The sequence below is a fragment of the Bradyrhizobium sp. 154 genome, assembly GCF_023073875.1.
Lineage (GTDB): Bacteria > Pseudomonadota > Alphaproteobacteria > Rhizobiales > Xanthobacteraceae > Bradyrhizobium.
In genome coordinates, this window is sequence record NZ_JADPKG010000030.1 from 245,970 (window position 1) to 261,837 (window position 15,868).

Genomic DNA, 15,868 nt, shown 5'->3' on the forward strand with positions numbered 1-15,868 from the left:
ACCCCTCTCCCTAGCCCTCCCCCACAAGGGGGAGGGAACGACCGAGCGAGCCGCGCGTGATTGCGTCCCACGCTCGATACGACGAGAGAGAAGAGTAACACCATGACCAACCTCACCCCCACCGGTTTCCTCAGCATCGATGGCGCCTGCCTCGAATACAAATGGCTCGCGCCGCAAGCTGCAGACGCGCCCAGCATCGTCATGCTGCATGAAGGCCTCGGCTCGCTCGCGCAGTGGGGCGACTTCCCGGACAAGCTTCAGCAAGCCACAGGCGCCGGCATCTTCGTCTATTCGCGCGCAGGCTACGGCCAGTCGAGCAAGGTCGCGCTGCCGCGGCCGCTCGATTACATGCAGCGCGAGGCGCTCGACGTGCTGCCGAAGCTGCTCGACATGATCGGCTTCAAGCGCGGCCTCCTGCTCGGCCATTCCGACGGCGCCTCGATCGCGACGATCTATGCCGGCGCGCATCAGGATCATCGCCTGAGCGGCCTCGTGCTGATCGCGCCGCATTTCATCGTCGAGGACGTCTCGGTGAAATCCATCGCCGCGATCAAGACGGCCTTCGAGACCACGGACCTTAGGGCCAAGCTCGCGCGCTGGCATCAGGACGTCGACAACGCGTTCTACGGCTGGAACGGCGCCTGGCTCGATCCAAAATTCCGCGACTGGGACATCTCGGAATACCTCGCCTATATCCGCGTTCCCGTCATGGTCCTGCAGGGCGTGGACGACCAATACGGCACTCTGCGTCAGGTCGAGATCGCGCAGGAGGAGTGCTACTGCCCGGTCGATCTGAAAATCATTTCAGGTGCGGGGCATTCCCCGCATCGAGAGGCGCCGGCGGCGACGCTCGAGGCGATCGCGCAATTCGCGAAAGCGGCCCTGCGCGACGATCGGGGCCTGCAAGGACGCGCCGCATGATGGCGGCGGCGTGACAGGTCCGAGACCGCGTAGGACCGCAGCGGGCTCGTAATATCAAGGCAGTCTTGGCCGGCATCGGCATGAAACAAAGTGCATGACGCGGCAGTTAATGGCTAGACGCATCCAAAAAGATGCATTATTGTGCATCTAACGCTACGGCGAAAATGCATAATCAAGCTTAGGGTGTGACCCATGGCCGGGGAAGATCGGCGCCTCGCAGGCGGCGCGACGTTCATCGATTTCCAGACAGACCCGTCCCGCTACCGGCATTGGAAGCTCGCGGTCGATGGCGACGTCGCGACGCTGATCATGGACGTCGACGAGAATGGCGGTCTGTTCGAAGGCTATCTTCTCAAGCTCAACTCCTACGATCTCGGTGTCGACATCGAGCTCGCGGATGCGATCCAGCGGCTGCGCTTCGAGCATCCCGAGGTGAAGGTCGTCGTGATGCGCTCGGCCAAAAACCGCGTGTTCTGCGCCGGCGCCAACATCCGCATGCTCGCCGGCTCCACCCACGCTCACAAGGTCAATTTCTGCAAGTTCACCAACGAGACCCGCAATGGCATGGAGGACTCCTCGGAGAATTCCGGCCAGCGCTTCATCACCGTGGTGAACGGCTCGGCGGCCGGCGGCGGCTATGAGCTCGCGCTTGCGACCGACTACATCATCCTCGCCGATGACGGTTCGTCTGCCGTTGCCTTGCCCGAAGTGCCTTTGCTCGCCGTGCTGCCCGGCACCGGCGGACTGACCCGCGTCGTCGACAAGCGAAAAGTGCGCCGCGACCACGCTGATTTCTTCTGCACCATCGAGGAGGGCGTGAAGGGCAAGCGCGCCGTGCAATGGCGCCTCGTCGATGAGATCGCGCCGAACTCAAAGCTGGAGGCGAAGATCGCCGAGCGTGCCAAGGAATTCGCGGCCGCCTCGAAGCGCAAGGGGAGCGGCAAGGGCGTCGCGCTGACGCCGCTCAAGCGCCTGATCGACGAGACCAGCATCCGCTACGGCTTCGTCACGGTCGACATCGATCGCACCGCGCGCATCGCTACCATCTCCATCAAGGCGCCGGAAGCGGCGCCGCCGGCCGACATTGACGGCATGATGGCGCAAGGGGCTTCGTTCTGGCCGCTCCAGGCCGCGCGCGAGCTCGACGACGCCATTCTGCATCTGCGCATCAACGAGCTCGAGATCGCCATGCTGGTGTTCAAGAGCCATGGTGACCGCGCTCATGTGCTTGCCAGCGACGCCTTCCTCGAAGCCAACAAGGCGCACTGGCTGGTCAATGAACTCAGGCACTACTGGAAGCGAGTCCTCAAGCGCATCGACGTCACCTCGCGCACGCTGGTGACGCTGGTCGAGCCCGGCTCCTGCTTCGCCGGCACGCTCGCCGAGCTCGTGTTCGCTGCCGACCGCTCCTACATGCTGATCGGCACGCGCCAGGGCGACAACCGCCCGCCGCCGTCGATCGAATTGTCCGCGATGAATTTCGGCCCGTATCCGATGAGCCATGGGCTGACGCGGCTTCAATCGCGCTTCCAGGCTGATCCGTCCGATGTCGAGCGCGCGGAGGCGACGCTTGGCACCGCGCTCGACGCCGAGCAGGCGGAAGAACTCGGCCTCGTCACCTTCGCGCTCGACGACATCGATTGGGACGACGAGGTCCGCGTGTTCCTCGAGGAGCGCGCCAGTTTCTCGCCCGACAGCCTCACCGGCATGGAAGCGAGCCTGCGCTTTGTCGGTCCCGAGACGATGGAATCAAAAATTTTCGCGCGCCTCACCGCGTGGCAGAACTGGATCTTCCAGCGCCCCAACGCTGTCGGCGAGGAAGGCGCGCTGCGCCGCTACGGCAGCGGTCAGAAGCCGAAATTCGATATGACGCGGGTGTGACAACTTTCGTGTCCCGGGCGCGCTGCGGCACGAAGTGACGCTGCGCAGAACCGGGACCCCGCTGGACCAGACAATGGGTCCCGGCTCTGCAGCGCACCGCTTCGCGTTGCGCAGCGTCCGGGAAACGAGACAGACCAAGGAGCACGGCCATGAACATGAATATCATGAACGTCGACTACTCGACCAAGATCCCGAACAACGTCAATCTCGCCGAAGACCGCCAGGTGCTCAAAGCGCTGGAAGGCTGGCATCCCGGCTACATGGACTGGTGGAACGACATGGGGCCAGAAGGCTTCCAGGAATCGCTGGTGTACTTGCGCACCGCTTATTCGGTCGATCCGCGAGGCTGGGCCAAGTTCGACTATGTCCGCATGCCCGAATATCGCTGGGGCATTTTGCTTGCGCCGCAAGAAGAGAACCGCGTCGTGCCCTTCGGCGAGCATTACGGCGAGCCGGCCTGGCAGGAAGTCCCGGGCGAGCATCGCGCCATGCTGCGCCGCCTGATCGTGATCCAGGGCGACACCGAGCCCGCCTCGGTCGAGCAGCAGCGCCATCTCGGCAAGACCGCGCCGTCGCTCTATGACATGCGCAATCTGTTCCAGGTCAATGTCGAGGAAGGCCGTCACCTCTGGGCGATGGTGTATCTGCTCCAGAAATATTTTGGCCGCGACGGCCGCGAAGAAGCCGATGATTTGCTGCGCCGCCGCTCGGGCGATGCCGATGCGCCGCGCATGCTGGGCGCCTTCAACGAGGCGACACCGGACTGGCTGTCCTTCTTCATGTTCACCTATTTCACCGACCGTGATGGCAAGATGCAGCTGCATTCGCTGGCGCAGTCGGGCTTCGATCCGCTGTCGCGCACCTGCCGCTTCATGCTCACGGAAGAGGCGCATCACATGTTCGTCGGCGAGACCGGCATCACCCGCGTCGTGCAGCGCACCTGCGATGCCATGCGCGAAGCCGCTATCACCGACCCCACCGACATCGCAAGAGTCCGCGCACTAGGGGTGATCGACCTGCCGACCATCCAGAAGAAGCTGAATCTGCACTACACGCTGTCGCTCGACCTGTTCGGCTCGGAAGTGTCGACCAATGCGGCCAATGCCTTCAACGCCGGCATCAAGGGCCGCTACCACGAGACCCAGATCGAGGACGATCACCAGCTCAAGAACGCCACCTATCCGGTGCTCAAGTTCATCAACGGCGAGATCAAGCTGGTCGATGAGCCGGCGCTGACCGCGCTCAACATGCGCCTGCGCGACGATTACAGCCAAGACTGCGTCAAGGGCATGCTACGCTGGAACAAGGTGATCTCGACCGCAGGCTACGACTACAAGCTGACGCTGCCAAATGTCGCCTTTCATCGCCACATCGGCGAGTTCAAGGATATCCATGCTACGCCCGACGGCATCCTGATCGACGAGGCGACCTGGGCCAAGCGCAAGGACGAATGGCTGCCGTCGGCAAGCGACGGCGACTTCATCACCTCCTTGATGCAGCCCGTCACCGAAACCGGCAAGTTCGCCTCCTGGATTGCGCCGCCAAAGGTCGGCATCGACAACAAGCCCGGCGATTTCGAGTATGTGAAGATCGAGTCGTAAGCGTCGGGCCTGAGGCTCGCGCAACACAAACGGTGTCATCACCCGCGAAAGCGGGTGATCCAGCATTCCAGAGGTAGTCCTGGCTTTGCCGAGAAGCCGCGGCGTACTGGATGCCCCGCCTTCGCTGGGCATGACGGCGCGCGTGAGGCGAAAGCATCGAACCCCCGCAACCCCTCAGCTATCCCATCCGCTCCCCTTGATCCCCGGATTCGCATAGACGATGCCGCCGTCGACGGCGATGGTCGCGCCCACGACGTAATCCCCCGCGCGCGAGGCGAGATAGATCGCGGCGCCCGCCATGTCCTCGTCAGTGCCGATGCGCCCCGCGGGCACCCGCGTTGCGACCTCGTCGCCATGGTCGCGCGCGGCGCGGTTCATGTCGGACTGGAACGGCCCCGGCGCGATCGCCGTGACCACGACGTGGTCGGAGATCAGCTTCACCGCCATGCGCCGGGTCAGATGGATCAGTGCGGCCTTGCTCGCGGCATAGGAATAGGTCTCCATCGGATTGACGAAGATGCCGTCGATCGAGGCGATGTTGATCACCTTCGCCGGCCGTTCGGCGGAGGCTGCCGCGCGCAAGGGGCCGGCCAGCGCCTTGGTCAGGAAGAACGGCGCCTTGACGTTGAGGTCCATCACTTTGTCCCAGCCGCTCTCCGGAAACTCGTCGAAATCCGCACCCCAGGCCGCGCCCGCATTGTTGACGAGGATGTCGAGCTTCGGCTCCAGCTTGATGATCTCGGAGGCCAGCCTGTCGCAGCCTTCGACCGTCGAGATGTCAATCGGCAGCGCGATGCATTCGCCGCCATATCGCGCGGAGAGCTCCTTGGCGGTCTGCTCGCACGGCCCTGCCTTGCGCGCGGTGATGTAGACCTTCGCAGCACCTGCACTGAGAAAGCCCGCCGCGATCATCTTGCCGATGCCGCGCGAGCCACCGGTCACGAGCGCAACGCGGCTTTTGAGCGAAAACAGATCGTTGAACATGGTGCCTCCGTTCGGTTGTCACGCGTTGTGGGCGCGGCCGGGAGGGGAGTCAATCTTGTCGTCTCGGAGCGCCTGGGCGCATTGATCCACTCGGTGTCGTCCCGGCTAGGGCCCATGGGCCGCCGTCCGGACGACCGATGCGGTTGATGCTAAGCCGCCGCAATCCTGCGAAAGCCGTTCCACATCGCGGTCGCGGCGCCCGAGGTCAGCACCGGCAGAATTCGTGTGTCCTGGTAGTTGCCGTTGAGCGAAACGCGCGGCAGCGCGGTCATATGGCCGGCGTTTTCGGCGAACAGCATGCCGGGCCGCGTGGTCACCGCCGTCTTGAACCCGGCTGCCGCAGCGAGCGCGAATTCACGCGCGCCCGCCGCTTCACGGTCGCCATAGGGATAGGCGAAGTGCTGCACGGGACGGCCGAGGGCCTGCTCGATCCGCGCGCGGCTCGCCGCCATCTCGTGCGCGGCGATCCCCTCCGCCTGTTTAGCGAGATTGCAATGGCTGATGCTGTGTGCGCCGATCGTGACCAGGGGATCGGCGGCCAATGTCTTCACCTCGTCCCACGACAGGCAGAGGCTGCGGCACAGCGCTTCCATGTCGACGCCGTAATTCGTGCAGAGGCCTTCGATCTCGCGCTTGAGATCGTGTTCGCCCGGTAGCGCGCGCAGCCAGTCGTGCAAACGGTCGAATGCCGCCTGCTTGGCGGCGGGCGTCGTCGCATCGAGCCGCAGCGTGGAATGGCCGATTTTCACGTCGATCTGCTCGGCCTTGGCGATCACCGCTTCCAGCGCCGTCCACCACAGACGTCCGGTGCCCTCGGCGAAATCGCTCGCGACATAGACCGCGAGAGGCGCGTCAAATTCGCGCAGCACCGGCAGCGCATGATCGAGATTGTCGCGATAGCCGTCGTCGAGGGTGAAGGCGGCGAAGCGGCGATCGAACCGGCCATGCACCAGCCGCTCATGCAGCTGGTCCATGCCGATGATGTCGATGTCGCGCGCGCGCAGATGGCACAGCGTGGCGCGCAGGAATTCGGGCGTGACCTCGAGATGACGGTTCGGCTGGAATGCGGCCTCGCGGGCCGGCCGCACATGGTGCAGCATGAAAATGGCACCGACGCCCGACAAAAGCGGGCGCAACAGATGGTGCGCCCCGCTGAAATAGAGTGCTTCCAGCCCGGCGCGGATGACGTTGTTACGCAGTTGCTTCATGGCCGGCTGGCGGACTCTGGCATTCCGCCTTCAACTTACGGGAGAACCCTTGAACAAAAAGTTATTCCAATTGTCGACGCCGGGCCTCCAGAAGGGCACCATTTCCGGTTTGACAGCCTGCCAAGGGTTTGTTTTGTCTCCGGTTCCAGAGTTCGGGTCGTCGAATGCAGAAGCTTTTCAGGTGGGCCAGCAAATGGTGGCCAGGGCTGATCCCCCTTGTCGTCATGTGGGGATTTGCGGCCTGGAATAACACGTTGCCGGTCGAGGCGGACCTGTCGGCCCGCAGCGCGGCGGCGCTCAAGGATACCGTTCTGGACAAGACCCGGATCGCGGTCGACGGCCGCGACGTCAGCCTGGCGGCGGATGCGTTCTCCGAGGAAGGACGCCGCGATGCCGTGACGGCGGTCGAAGCCGTCCCCGGTGTGCGGCTGGTCGACGACCGGACCCGCCTTGTTCCCGAGGCCAAACCCTTCGTCTGGAATGCCGAACGTGACGTGGTGCGGGTGACCCTGTCGGGCTCCGCGCCGCTGCCCTCGATGCGGGCGCGTCTGACCGAGGCGGCGCGCAAGGAAGTCGCCGGCGTCGAGGTGACCGATCAGATGGGCTTGGCGCGCGGTGCGCCGCCACGGTTCGAGGCCGCCGCGACATTGCTGCTCGATCAGATTGGCAAGCTCAAGGACGGCAAGATCACGATAACCGACACCAAGGTCAATCTGTCGGGCATGGCGCGCGAACTCGGTGGTCGCGAGGCGATTGCGGCCGCACTGAAAAACCTGCCGGAGGGTTTTTCGATCGCCGCCAACGACGTCAAGGCGCCGCCCTACATCTTCCAGGCCTACAAGGATCCGGTGGCCGCGACGCTGACGCTGACAGGCTATGTCCCGGACAGCAATGTGCACGCGGCGATCGCAACCAGCGCCTCGCGAAAGTTCTTCAACGAGAAGGTCGTGGACAATCTCAAGGCCAGCATCGGGGCGCCCGGCTCGTTCAACACCGCCATTGTCGCAGCGCTCGGCGCGCTGTCGCGGCTGTCCACCGGCACGCTCGTGGTCACGGATCGCGAGGTGAAGCTGTCGGGCGATGCACTCTATGAAGGTGCCGCCAGTGACATCCGCGCAGGGCCGGGCAAGGACTTCCCGAAGAACTGGCAATACAAGCCGGAGATTACGGTGAAGCCTGCGGCAGGCCCCGTCGACGGCACCGTGTGCCAGCAATTGTTCTCGGATCTCCTGGCCAAGGGCAAGATCCGCTTCACGGCGAAGCGCGCCGATATCGATCCGGATTCCGCCGGCATTCTCGACCATCTGATCGAGACGGCGTTGCGCTGTCCCACCGCCAATATCGAGGTCGCCGGGCATACCGACGCCGACGGCGAGGATTCCTTCAACCTGGCTCTCTCGGAGAAGCGCGCGCAGGCGGTGATCGATTATCTGGTCAAGGCCGGCCTGCCCGCCAGCCGCTTCACTGCGGTCGGCCACGGCAGCACGCAGCCCCTCGCCGGCAACGACACCGACGACGGCAAGGCGCAGAACCGCCGCATCGAATTTCTGGTGAGGTGATGATGCCCTATCTGGCTTCGTTCCATATGGGTTGGCTGGTCGGCTCGCTGCTGCTGGGCTTTTGCATGGGCTGGATCTCCGTGGTCCAGCGTGGCAACGGCACCTCGAAGGTGACCGCGCGGTGGCTCGCCGCGCTTGCCGCCGCCATGGTCGCGGCGTCGTTTGCGCACGTGGTCCCCGGCCGCTTCGGCTATTGGCTCGACCTTGGCCTGATCATGTTCGCGTGTTATCTCGTGGGTTGCACCATCGGTGCCTGGCTGCGCGACCGGGTAGTCTCGCGAAGCACGCCGCCAGCAGTGTGAAGCCTGAAGCTCTGACTGATCGGCGGAGCTTGCCTCTTTCATTACGATAACACATTGATCAAACAAGTATATTGCCGAAACGGGAGGTCTGGTTCACAATAATACGTACGTGCGTATTATCGCTTAATGCCAAAGCCCTCGCTCAAAGACGCCATCCTCGACGCCGGCCTCAAAGTCATGTTCCGGACCGGCTATCACGGTACCAGCGTACGTGACGTCACCGCTGCGGCGGGCGCCCCGCAGGGGTCCTTCACCAATCATTTTCGTTCCAAGGAGGCGTTCGCCTCCGAGGTGCTCGACCGCTACTTCGCCATCACCAGGGGATTGGTCGCGGAAGCCCTCGACGACACCTCGCTGACGCCGCGGGCTCGGCTCAGGCGCTATCTCGACATCATCACCGGTCGGCTCGAGGCCGACGGCTATGGTCGCGGCTGCCTGATCGGGGACCTCAGTCTCGAAGCGGCCGGCAGCAGCGAGATGCTGCGCACCCGTCTTGCCGAAATTTTTGCCGAGTGGCGCATGCCCTTCGCGGCCTGCATCGCCGGGGCACAGACGCGCGGCGAAATCGCGTCCGATTTCGAGGCCGAGGAGCTTGCCGACTTCCTGCTTGCGTCCTGGCAGGGGGCGATCCTGCGCATGAAGGTCGACCGCAATCCGGACGCGCTCGAACGTTTCAAGACTATCGCATTTCAAACTGTGTTCAGGGAGCCAACATGAGCAAGCCAGTCAACATGGAAATGCGCACCGCGTCCGTGCTTGGGAGCACGATGGCTTACCGCGCGACAGGAGGGCGCGATCAGCCGGTCGCGTTGTTCTTGCACGGCAATCCCACCTCCTCGCACATCTGGCGCAACATCCTGCCGCTGGTGGCGCCGGTCGCGCATTGCATCGCGCCCGACCTCATCGGCTTCGGCGAGTCCGGCAAGCCCGACATCGCCTACCGCTTCGTTGATCACGCCGGCTACCTTGATGCGTTGATTGAACAGCTCGGCTTGTCCTCGGCTTATCTCGTTGCCCAGGATTGGGGCACTGCGCTCGCATTTCATCTCGCCGCGCGCCGTCCGACCTTCGTGCGCGGCCTCGCCTTCATGGAGTTCATCCGACCGATGCCGAGCTGGCAGGATTTTCACCAGACCGACGCGGCGCGCCAGACCTTCCGCAAGTTCAGGACGCAGGGCGAGGGCGAGGCGATGGTTCTGGAGGCGAATGCCTTCGTTGAGCGCGTGCTGCCCGGCGGCATCATGCGCACGCTGAGCGAGGAGGAGATGGCGCCCTATCGCGCGCCGTTTCCGACGCGGGAGAGCCGCCGTCCCGTCCTCGCCTTCCCCCGTGAGCTGCCGATCGCAGGCGAGCCAGCCGATGTCTACGCAGCGCTGCAATCGGCGCATGCATCGCTCGCCGAAGCGTCATATCCAAAGCTGCTGTTTGCAGGCGAGCCGGGTGCGCTCGTCGCTCCGGAATTTGCCGAGACGTTCGCTGCCTCGCTCAAGCACTGCGCGCTTGTCCGTCTCGGGCCGGGCCTGCACTATCTTCAGGAGGATCACGCGGAAGCGATTGGCCGCTCCGTCGCCGGCTGGATCGCCGGCATCGAAGCGGTGCGTCCGCAACTCGCGGCCTGAAGGAGGACGAGATGTCTGCCGTGACCATCATTTGTTGCCGCCCGTGCGGATACGAGAAGCGCGCCAGAGACGTGGCTGCGGCGCTCCGCCGGCAACTGGCGCTGGAGTCGGACCTCGTCCCCGGCAAGGGCAAGATCTTCCAGATCAGGCTCGGCGACCGGATCGTCGCCAGCCGCAGCAAGGGGCACTTTCCCGGCGCCGATGATATCGTCGCGGCCGCGCGGCACTGACGCGGGGAGGGCTTTGCCAATGTCGATTGCCTGGACCGACGATCTCGCCGCCGTGGATTGGCACGAGCTTTCCGAGCTCTATCGCATCGCGCCGCTCGGCCACAAGACGCCGACCGATCTTGCGCTCGTGTTCGGCAACAGCATGTTTCGCACCTTTGCTTGTGACGAGGGGCGGCTGATCGGTGCCGGGCGCGTGCTGGCCGACGGTCGCGACTGCGCCTATCTCTGCGATGTTGCCGTGCACCCTGATCGTCAGGGACAGGGCCTTGGCCGCGAGATCATCGAGCGCTTGCTTGTGCGATGCCGGACCCACCGGAAAATCATCCTCTACGCGGTCCCCGGCAAAGAGGGTTTTTACGAACGTCTGGGTTTCCGGCGGATGACCACGGCCATGGCGATTTTCGAGGATCAGGCCGGTGCCCATCGCCGCGGCTATGTAACCGCGCCTTGAGTCCATTCTGCGCCCAGCACCCTTCCGGCGCATTCGAATCCGTGAACAATGTCCGGGTCGGCCCCTCTTTCAACAGGCCGGCGTGCCCCATAGATTGACGTCGGCTTAAGCCGTGACGGAACATTGTGCGGTTGAAATCATCAAAACTTCATGGCGTCTGCGCAGGATTGCCAAGGAGATTCGCATTAAGCCTTGCCGCCGAAGGCGCCAAACCTTGCATCAGGAGCCCCCAACCTGCCTAAAACATTGAAGGCACGTGTTTTTGTTCGAATTGGCGAATTCCACTTCGTCCGAAAACGCGCTAGTGGAGGGGCAGGGGGCATGCGCGATGCCGGAGCCGGTTCGTCGAGTGCCCGTGCGTCGTCCGCCTGTCCGCCGGCCACCCTGGCCGCTGAAGCGTTGTTCGAGGTCTAGATGCTGGAAGCCATCCGCAGAGCGACGACGTTTCTGCGCCAGAAGCAAGTCCTGCATAAGCTTGGAGTTGTGATCAGCGTCGCGGTCATCGGCATCGCTTGCTATGTGCTTTACCACATGCTGCGAGGCATCGATCGCAACGAGGTCATCGAGGCAATCAAAAGTACCGAGCCGAGCCAGATTGCGATGGCTGCGCTGTTCGTGGCTGCGGGCTATTTCACCCTGACCTTCTACGACCTGTTCGCCACGCGTGCGATCGGGCACGCCCATGTGCCCTACCGGATCAACGCGCTTGCCGCCTTCACCAGCTATTCGATCGGCCACAATGTCGGCGCCAGCGTCTTCACTGGCGGTGCGGTGCGCTACCGCATCTATTCGGCCTATGGGCTGAACGCGATCGACGTCGCCAAGATCTGCTTCCTCGCCGGCCTGACCTTCTGGCTCGGCAATGCCGCCGTGCTCGGCCTCGGCATCTCCTACCATCCGGAGGCCGCCGCCGCGATCGACCAACTGCCGGCCTGGCTGAACCGGACGCTGGCGCTGATGATCATCGTGGGGCTGGTCGCTTATGTGGTATGGGTCTGGACCCAGCCGCGGGTGGTCGGCCGGGGGCCTTGGACCGTAGTGCTGCCGGGCGGCCCGCTGACGCTGCTCCAGATCGCGATCGGCATTGTCGATCTCGGTTTCTGCGCGCTCGCGATGTACGTGCTGGTCCCGGACGAGCCCAATCTCGGCTTCGTCGTGGTCGCAGTGATCTTCGTCTCGGCGACACTGCTCGGCTTTGCCAGCCATTCACCCGGAGGTCTTGGCGTGTTCGACGCCGCCATGCTGGTCGGCCTCTGGCAGATGGACCGGGAGGAGCTTCTGGGTGGAATGCTCCTGTTCCGCGTCCTCTATTATCTGTCCCCCTTCGTCATATCTGTAATCTTGCTGACGTTTCGGGAAGTTATAATCGGCGCACGTTCGAAGCGCTTGCAGCAGGCGGCGCTCAAGCTCGATCCCGGTCCGGCGCGTGAGGCCGCCTATGTGAGAGAGCGCAGCGACAGCGGCGCCTGACCGACGCAGGCCTTTTAGGAGAAGCCCTCCCCGATGGCGATCGACGCCCCATCTTCTCCCTCCAGCCAGCCCTGGTCCGACCGGCTGCGACACTCGACCATCGTGCTGATCGCCGCGGCGCTGGCGCTGTCCGTCGTGGTTTCGCTCGGCGAATTGTCGGTGCTGCACGCTGCCACCGTATTCCTCTGCATTGCAGCCGCGGCGCTGATTCCCTGGCGCCTGCACGATCCCGCCGCCTCGCGCGACGACGTCAGGCGCATCAATCCGGTCGAGAGCGCGGCGGTGGCCGCGGTCGTTGCCGGCATGCCGGATCCTGCGGTGCTGCTCGACCGCGCCGGCCGCGTCATCCACCTCAATGCCGCCGCCGCCCAGCTCGCGCCGGCGCTGCGCAGGAACGAGCTTGCCCAGTTCGCGTTGCGCTCGCCGGAGATTATCACGGCCTTGCGCGAGGCGATCGCGACCACCGAGCCGCGGCGCGCGACCTATCTCGATCATGTTCCGGTCGATCGCTGGATGGAGCTCATGATCACGCCGGTGCCGGTGCCGACCACCTTCGGCGGCGCCGACAAGTGCATGCTGATGACCTTCCACGACCAGACGCCGCTGCGGCGGGTCGAGGAGATGCGGGCCGATTTCGTCGCCAATGCCAGCCACGAGCTGCGCACTCCGCTCGCCGCACTGTCGGGCTTCATCGACACACTCCAGGGCCAGGCCAAGGACGATCCAAAAGCGCGCGAGCGCTTCCTCGGCATCATGCACAACCAGGCCACCCGCATGGCGCGCCTGATCGACGATTTGCTGTCGCTGTCGCGGGTCGAATTGTCGGCCCATGTCCGCCCCGACACCCTGGTCGATCTCTTGCCGATCATCCGCCAGGTCGCGGACGGGCTCGAACCGCTGGCGCGGGAGCGCCAGGTCGATGTCGAGACCCATCTGCCGGAAGCCGCCGTGATGATCGCGGGCGACCGCGAGGAGCTGCTCCGCCTGTTCGAGAACCTGATCGAGAACGCGCTCAAATACGGCGCATCGGGCGGACGCGTCATTGTGTCGCTGACCTCAAGCGCGGTCACTGATGGGGCTCAGGAAATCCGCGTCATGGTCCGGGATTTCGGCCCCGGCATCGCACCGGAGCACCTGCCCCGGCTGACGGAGCGCTTCTACCGGGTCGACGTCGGCGACAGCCGCGCGCAGGGCGGAACCGGGCTCGGATTATCGCTGGTGAAACATATTCTTAACCGTCATCGCGGCCGGCTTCTGATCGAAAGCGTCCCCCGGCAGGGCGCCACTTTTACCGCCTGTTTTCCCCAGACGAGGACTTCGGCTGCGACCTGAAAATCAAGCGATTCCAATTGCTTGAGGGTGTCATCCAGCTGTCACGAAACCTTCGTAAAAGCACAGCCGACCGCTCCTAAAGGGGCGGCGCGGGGAGCGCGATCGGGCGCGGACGGCGCTTCGCTCCCCCTGTATGGAGACCAGCATGAATTTCCTCAAAACGATCGTCGCTGCCGGCTTGGTCGCCGCCTCGGCGACGGCGGCCTTTGCTGCCGATATCACGGGTGCCGGTGCGACGTTCCCGTTCCCGATCTATTCAAAGTGGGCTGATGCCTACAAGAAGGAGACCGGCAACGGTCTGAATTACCAGTCGATCGGCTCGGGCGGCGGTATCAAGCAGATCCTGGCTAAGACCGTGACCTTCGGCGCCAGCGACGCGCCGCTCAAGGCCGAGCAGCTCGAGAAGGACGGTCTCGTGCAGTGGCCGATGGTGATGGGCGCCATCGTCCCCGTCGTCAACCTCGAGGGCGTGAAGCCCGGCGAGCTGGTGTTCGACGGCGAGACGCTGGCCAACATCTATCTCGGCAAGATCACCAAATGGGACGACGCCGCGATCAAGAAGCTCAATCCGAACGTGAAGCTGCCGGCGGAGGCGATCACCGTGGTCCGCCGTTCCGACGGTTCGGGCACCACCTTCAACTTCACCAACTATCTCTCCAAGGCCAGCGCGGACTGGAAGAGCAAGGTCGGCGAAGGCACCGCGGTGGAGTGGCCGGTCGGCGTCGGCGCCAAGGGCAACGAAGGCGTGTCGGGCAACATCAGCCAGACTAAGAACTCGATCGGCTATGTCGAGTACGCCTATGCCAAGCAGAACAAGCTGACCTACACCGGTCTCGTCAACAAGGCCGGCAAGCCGGTGCAGCCGACCGTCGAGGCCTTCCAGGCCGCCGCCTCCAACGCCGACTGGGCCAAGGCTCCCGGCTATTACGTCATCCTGACCGACCAGCCGGGCGAGAAGTCCTGGCCGATCACGGCGGCGACCTTCATCCTGATGCACAAGTCTGCGACCGACAAGGCCGCCTCCCAGGAAGCCATCAAGTTCTTCCGCTGGGCGTTCAAGAACGGTGGCAAGGCGGCTGAAGAACTCGACTACATCCCGATGCCGGACAGCGTCGTCCAGCTGATCGAGAAGACCTGGGCCGCCGAGATCAAGAGCTGAGGCGAACGGCTCTCATGTCCCGGACGCGCAGCAGCGTGAAATGCTGCTGCGCTGCGCCGGGACAACAACCGGGCCCCGATCAGCGTCGTGCTGTGTCGGGGGCGCGGGACCGGCAACAAGCGTCTATAAATCTGGGTACAGGGGATCGGCGTGGCAGAGATGGCCGTTCAGAGCGACGTAATCGACGACGCCGGACCGTATGACCGCGCCAAGGCCTTGAGCGCGTTCAAGCTCGGCGACGTCACCTTCTACTGGATCACGCGACTTTCCGCGATCTCGGTGCTGCTGATCCTCGGTGGCATCATCATTTCGCTGATCGTTGGCGCCTTCCCCGCGATGAAGGAATACGGCCTCTCGTTCCTATGGACGCAGCGCTGGGCGCCGTCGGCCGATCCGCCCGTGCTCGGCGCGCTCGGGCCGATGTACGGCACGCTCGTCACCTCCTTCATCGCGATGCTGATCGCCATTCCGGTCGGTCTCGGTATTGCGATCTTCCTCACCGAGCTCTGCCCGCAATGGCTGCGCCGCCCGATCGGCATGGCGATCGAGCTGCTCGCCGGCATTCCCTCGATCATCTACGGCATGTGGGGCTTCTTCGTGCTGGGCCCGTTCCTGGCCAACACCTTCCAGCCGTTCATGATCAGGGTCTTCGACGGCGTCCCCGTGCTGGGGGCGATCTTCGCAGGTCCGCCGTCCTATCTCAGCCTGTTCAATGCCGCGCTGATCCTCGCCATCATGGTGCTGCCCTTCATCACCTCGATCTCGGTCGACGTGTTCAAGACGGTGCCGCCGGTGCTGAAGGAAGCCGCCTACGGCGTCGGCTGCACCACCTGGGAAGTCGTCCGCAGCGTGGTGATCCCCTACACCCGCGTCGGCATCATCGGCGGCGTCATGCTGGCGCTCGGTCGCGCGCTCGGCGAGACGATGGCGGTGACCTTCATCATCGGCAACTCGTTCCGCATCTCCTCGTCGATCTTCGCTCCGGGCACCACGATCTCGGCGGCGATCGCCTCCGAATTCGCCGAGAGTGACGGCCTGCACCAGTCCGGCCTGATCCTGCTCGGCCTGCTCCTGTTCGTGCTGACGTTCTTCGTGCTCGCGGCCGCGCGGCTGATGCTGATGCGGCTGGAAACCAAGGCCGGAAAGTGACG

The 15,868-nt window shown here is 64.2% G+C and carries 15 protein-coding genes; 13 read left to right on the forward strand and 2 right to left on the reverse strand.

Annotation, left to right across the window (positions count from 1 at the left end; genetic code table 11):
* Positions 1 to 102 precede the first annotated feature (102 nt).
* From IVA92_RS06715 to boxB, 3 genes are all read left to right on the forward strand, one after another.
* The gene (locus IVA92_RS06715) at positions 103 to 921 is read left to right on the forward strand and encodes an alpha/beta hydrolase (protein WP_247281845.1); all 819 of its coding nucleotides are present in this window, start codon (positions 103 to 105) and stop codon (positions 919 to 921) included.
* A gap of 192 nt (positions 922 to 1,113) precedes the next feature.
* Complete coding sequence (boxC, locus tag IVA92_RS06720; RefSeq protein WP_247281844.1) at positions 1,114 to 2,802, forward strand: 2,3-epoxybenzoyl-CoA dihydrolase; 1,689 nt, start codon at positions 1,114 to 1,116, stop codon at positions 2,800 to 2,802.
* A gap of 149 nt (positions 2,803 to 2,951) precedes the next feature.
* Complete coding sequence (gene boxB, locus IVA92_RS06725; protein ID WP_247281843.1) at positions 2,952 to 4,403, forward strand: benzoyl-CoA 2,3-epoxidase subunit BoxB; 1,452 nt, start codon at positions 2,952 to 2,954, stop codon at positions 4,401 to 4,403.
* 174 nt (positions 4,404 to 4,577) lie between these two features.
* Here boxB and IVA92_RS06730 read toward each other — a convergent pair whose 3' ends face one another.
* Positions 4,578 to 5,387: an SDR family oxidoreductase gene (locus IVA92_RS06730; protein WP_247281842.1), complete on the reverse strand. Its 810-nt coding sequence runs from the start codon at positions 5,385 to 5,387 to the stop codon at positions 4,578 to 4,580.
* Positions 5,388 to 5,536: 149 nt separating this feature from the next.
* The gene (locus tag IVA92_RS06735) at positions 5,537 to 6,595 is read right to left on the reverse strand and encodes a polysaccharide deacetylase family protein (protein WP_247281841.1); all 1,059 of its coding nucleotides are present in this window, start codon (positions 6,593 to 6,595) and stop codon (positions 5,537 to 5,539) included.
* Between the two features lie 164 nt (positions 6,596 to 6,759).
* Between IVA92_RS06735 and IVA92_RS06740 the strand changes: the two genes are divergently transcribed.
* The 10 genes from IVA92_RS06740 (at position 6,760) to pstC (ending at position 15,866) form a co-directional block, all read left to right on the forward strand.
* A complete protein-coding gene (locus IVA92_RS06740; RefSeq protein WP_247281840.1) occupies positions 6,760 to 8,154 on the forward strand; it encodes an OmpA family protein in 1,395 nt (464 codons plus the stop codon).
* Positions 8,155 to 8,156: 2 nt separating this feature from the next.
* Positions 8,157 to 8,456, forward strand: a complete 300-nt coding sequence (locus IVA92_RS06745; protein WP_247282049.1) for a hypothetical protein — start codon at positions 8,157 to 8,159, stop codon at positions 8,454 to 8,456.
* 126 nt (positions 8,457 to 8,582) lie between these two features.
* Positions 8,583 to 9,173 (forward strand): TetR/AcrR family transcriptional regulator, encoded by a 591-nt coding sequence (locus IVA92_RS06750; protein WP_247281839.1) that lies wholly within the window; start codon positions 8,583 to 8,585, stop codon positions 9,171 to 9,173.
* Entirely contained in the window at positions 9,170 to 10,075 is a 906-nt protein-coding gene (locus IVA92_RS06755; protein ID WP_247281838.1) for a haloalkane dehalogenase, read from the forward strand. The genes IVA92_RS06750 and IVA92_RS06755 overlap by 4 nt, the downstream gene beginning before the upstream one ends.
* An 11-nt stretch (positions 10,076 to 10,086) precedes the next feature.
* Entirely contained in the window at positions 10,087 to 10,305 is a 219-nt protein-coding gene (locus IVA92_RS06760) for an Rdx family protein (RefSeq protein ID WP_247281837.1), read from the forward strand.
* Between the two features lie 19 nt (positions 10,306 to 10,324).
* Positions 10,325 to 10,756: a GNAT family N-acetyltransferase gene (locus IVA92_RS06765; RefSeq protein ID WP_247281836.1), complete on the forward strand. Its 432-nt coding sequence runs from the start codon at positions 10,325 to 10,327 to the stop codon at positions 10,754 to 10,756.
* A gap of 414 nt (positions 10,757 to 11,170) precedes the next feature.
* Positions 11,171 to 12,226, forward strand: a complete 1,056-nt coding sequence (locus tag IVA92_RS06770; RefSeq protein ID WP_247281835.1) for a lysylphosphatidylglycerol synthase domain-containing protein — start codon at positions 11,171 to 11,173, stop codon at positions 12,224 to 12,226.
* Positions 12,227 to 12,259: 33 nt separating this feature from the next.
* Complete coding sequence (locus IVA92_RS06775) at positions 12,260 to 13,558, forward strand: ATP-binding protein (RefSeq protein WP_247281834.1); 1,299 nt, start codon at positions 12,260 to 12,262, stop codon at positions 13,556 to 13,558.
* 145 nt (positions 13,559 to 13,703) lie between these two features.
* Entirely contained in the window at positions 13,704 to 14,717 is a 1,014-nt protein-coding gene (pstS, locus tag IVA92_RS06780; RefSeq protein WP_247281833.1) for a phosphate ABC transporter substrate-binding protein PstS, read from the forward strand.
* A gap of 159 nt (positions 14,718 to 14,876) precedes the next feature.
* Complete coding sequence (pstC, locus tag IVA92_RS06785; RefSeq protein ID WP_247282048.1) at positions 14,877 to 15,866, forward strand: phosphate ABC transporter permease subunit PstC; 990 nt, start codon at positions 14,877 to 14,879, stop codon at positions 15,864 to 15,866.
* Positions 15,867 to 15,868 lie beyond the last annotated feature (2 nt).

Coding starts and splice junctions, on each gene's coding strand:
- IVA92_RS06715 (WP_247281845.1), top strand. CDS start 103: ATGACCAACCTCACCCCCACCGGTTTCCTCAGCATCGATGGCGCCTGC.
- boxC (WP_247281844.1), top strand. CDS start 1,114: ATGGCCGGGGAAGATCGGCGCCTCGCAGGCGGCGCGACGTTCATCGAT.
- boxB (WP_247281843.1), top strand. CDS start 2,952: ATGAACATGAATATCATGAACGTCGACTACTCGACCAAGATCCCGAAC.
- IVA92_RS06730 (WP_247281842.1), bottom strand. CDS start 5,387: ATGTTCAACGATCTGTTTTCGCTCAAAAGCCGCGTTGCGCTCGTGACC.
- IVA92_RS06735 (WP_247281841.1), bottom strand. CDS start 6,595: ATGAAGCAACTGCGTAACAACGTCATCCGCGCCGGGCTGGAAGCACTC.
- IVA92_RS06740 (WP_247281840.1), top strand. CDS start 6,760: ATGCAGAAGCTTTTCAGGTGGGCCAGCAAATGGTGGCCAGGGCTGATC.
- IVA92_RS06745 (WP_247282049.1), top strand. CDS start 8,157: ATGCCCTATCTGGCTTCGTTCCATATGGGTTGGCTGGTCGGCTCGCTG.
- IVA92_RS06750 (WP_247281839.1), top strand. CDS start 8,583: ATGCCAAAGCCCTCGCTCAAAGACGCCATCCTCGACGCCGGCCTCAAA.
- IVA92_RS06755 (WP_247281838.1), top strand. CDS start 9,170: ATGAGCAAGCCAGTCAACATGGAAATGCGCACCGCGTCCGTGCTTGGG.
- IVA92_RS06760 (WP_247281837.1), top strand. CDS start 10,087: ATGTCTGCCGTGACCATCATTTGTTGCCGCCCGTGCGGATACGAGAAG.
- IVA92_RS06765 (WP_247281836.1), top strand. CDS start 10,325: ATGTCGATTGCCTGGACCGACGATCTCGCCGCCGTGGATTGGCACGAG.
- IVA92_RS06770 (WP_247281835.1), top strand. CDS start 11,171: ATGCTGGAAGCCATCCGCAGAGCGACGACGTTTCTGCGCCAGAAGCAA.
- IVA92_RS06775 (WP_247281834.1), top strand. CDS start 12,260: ATGGCGATCGACGCCCCATCTTCTCCCTCCAGCCAGCCCTGGTCCGAC.
- pstS (WP_247281833.1), top strand. CDS start 13,704: ATGAATTTCCTCAAAACGATCGTCGCTGCCGGCTTGGTCGCCGCCTCG.
- pstC (WP_247282048.1), top strand. CDS start 14,877: ATGGCCGTTCAGAGCGACGTAATCGACGACGCCGGACCGTATGACCGC.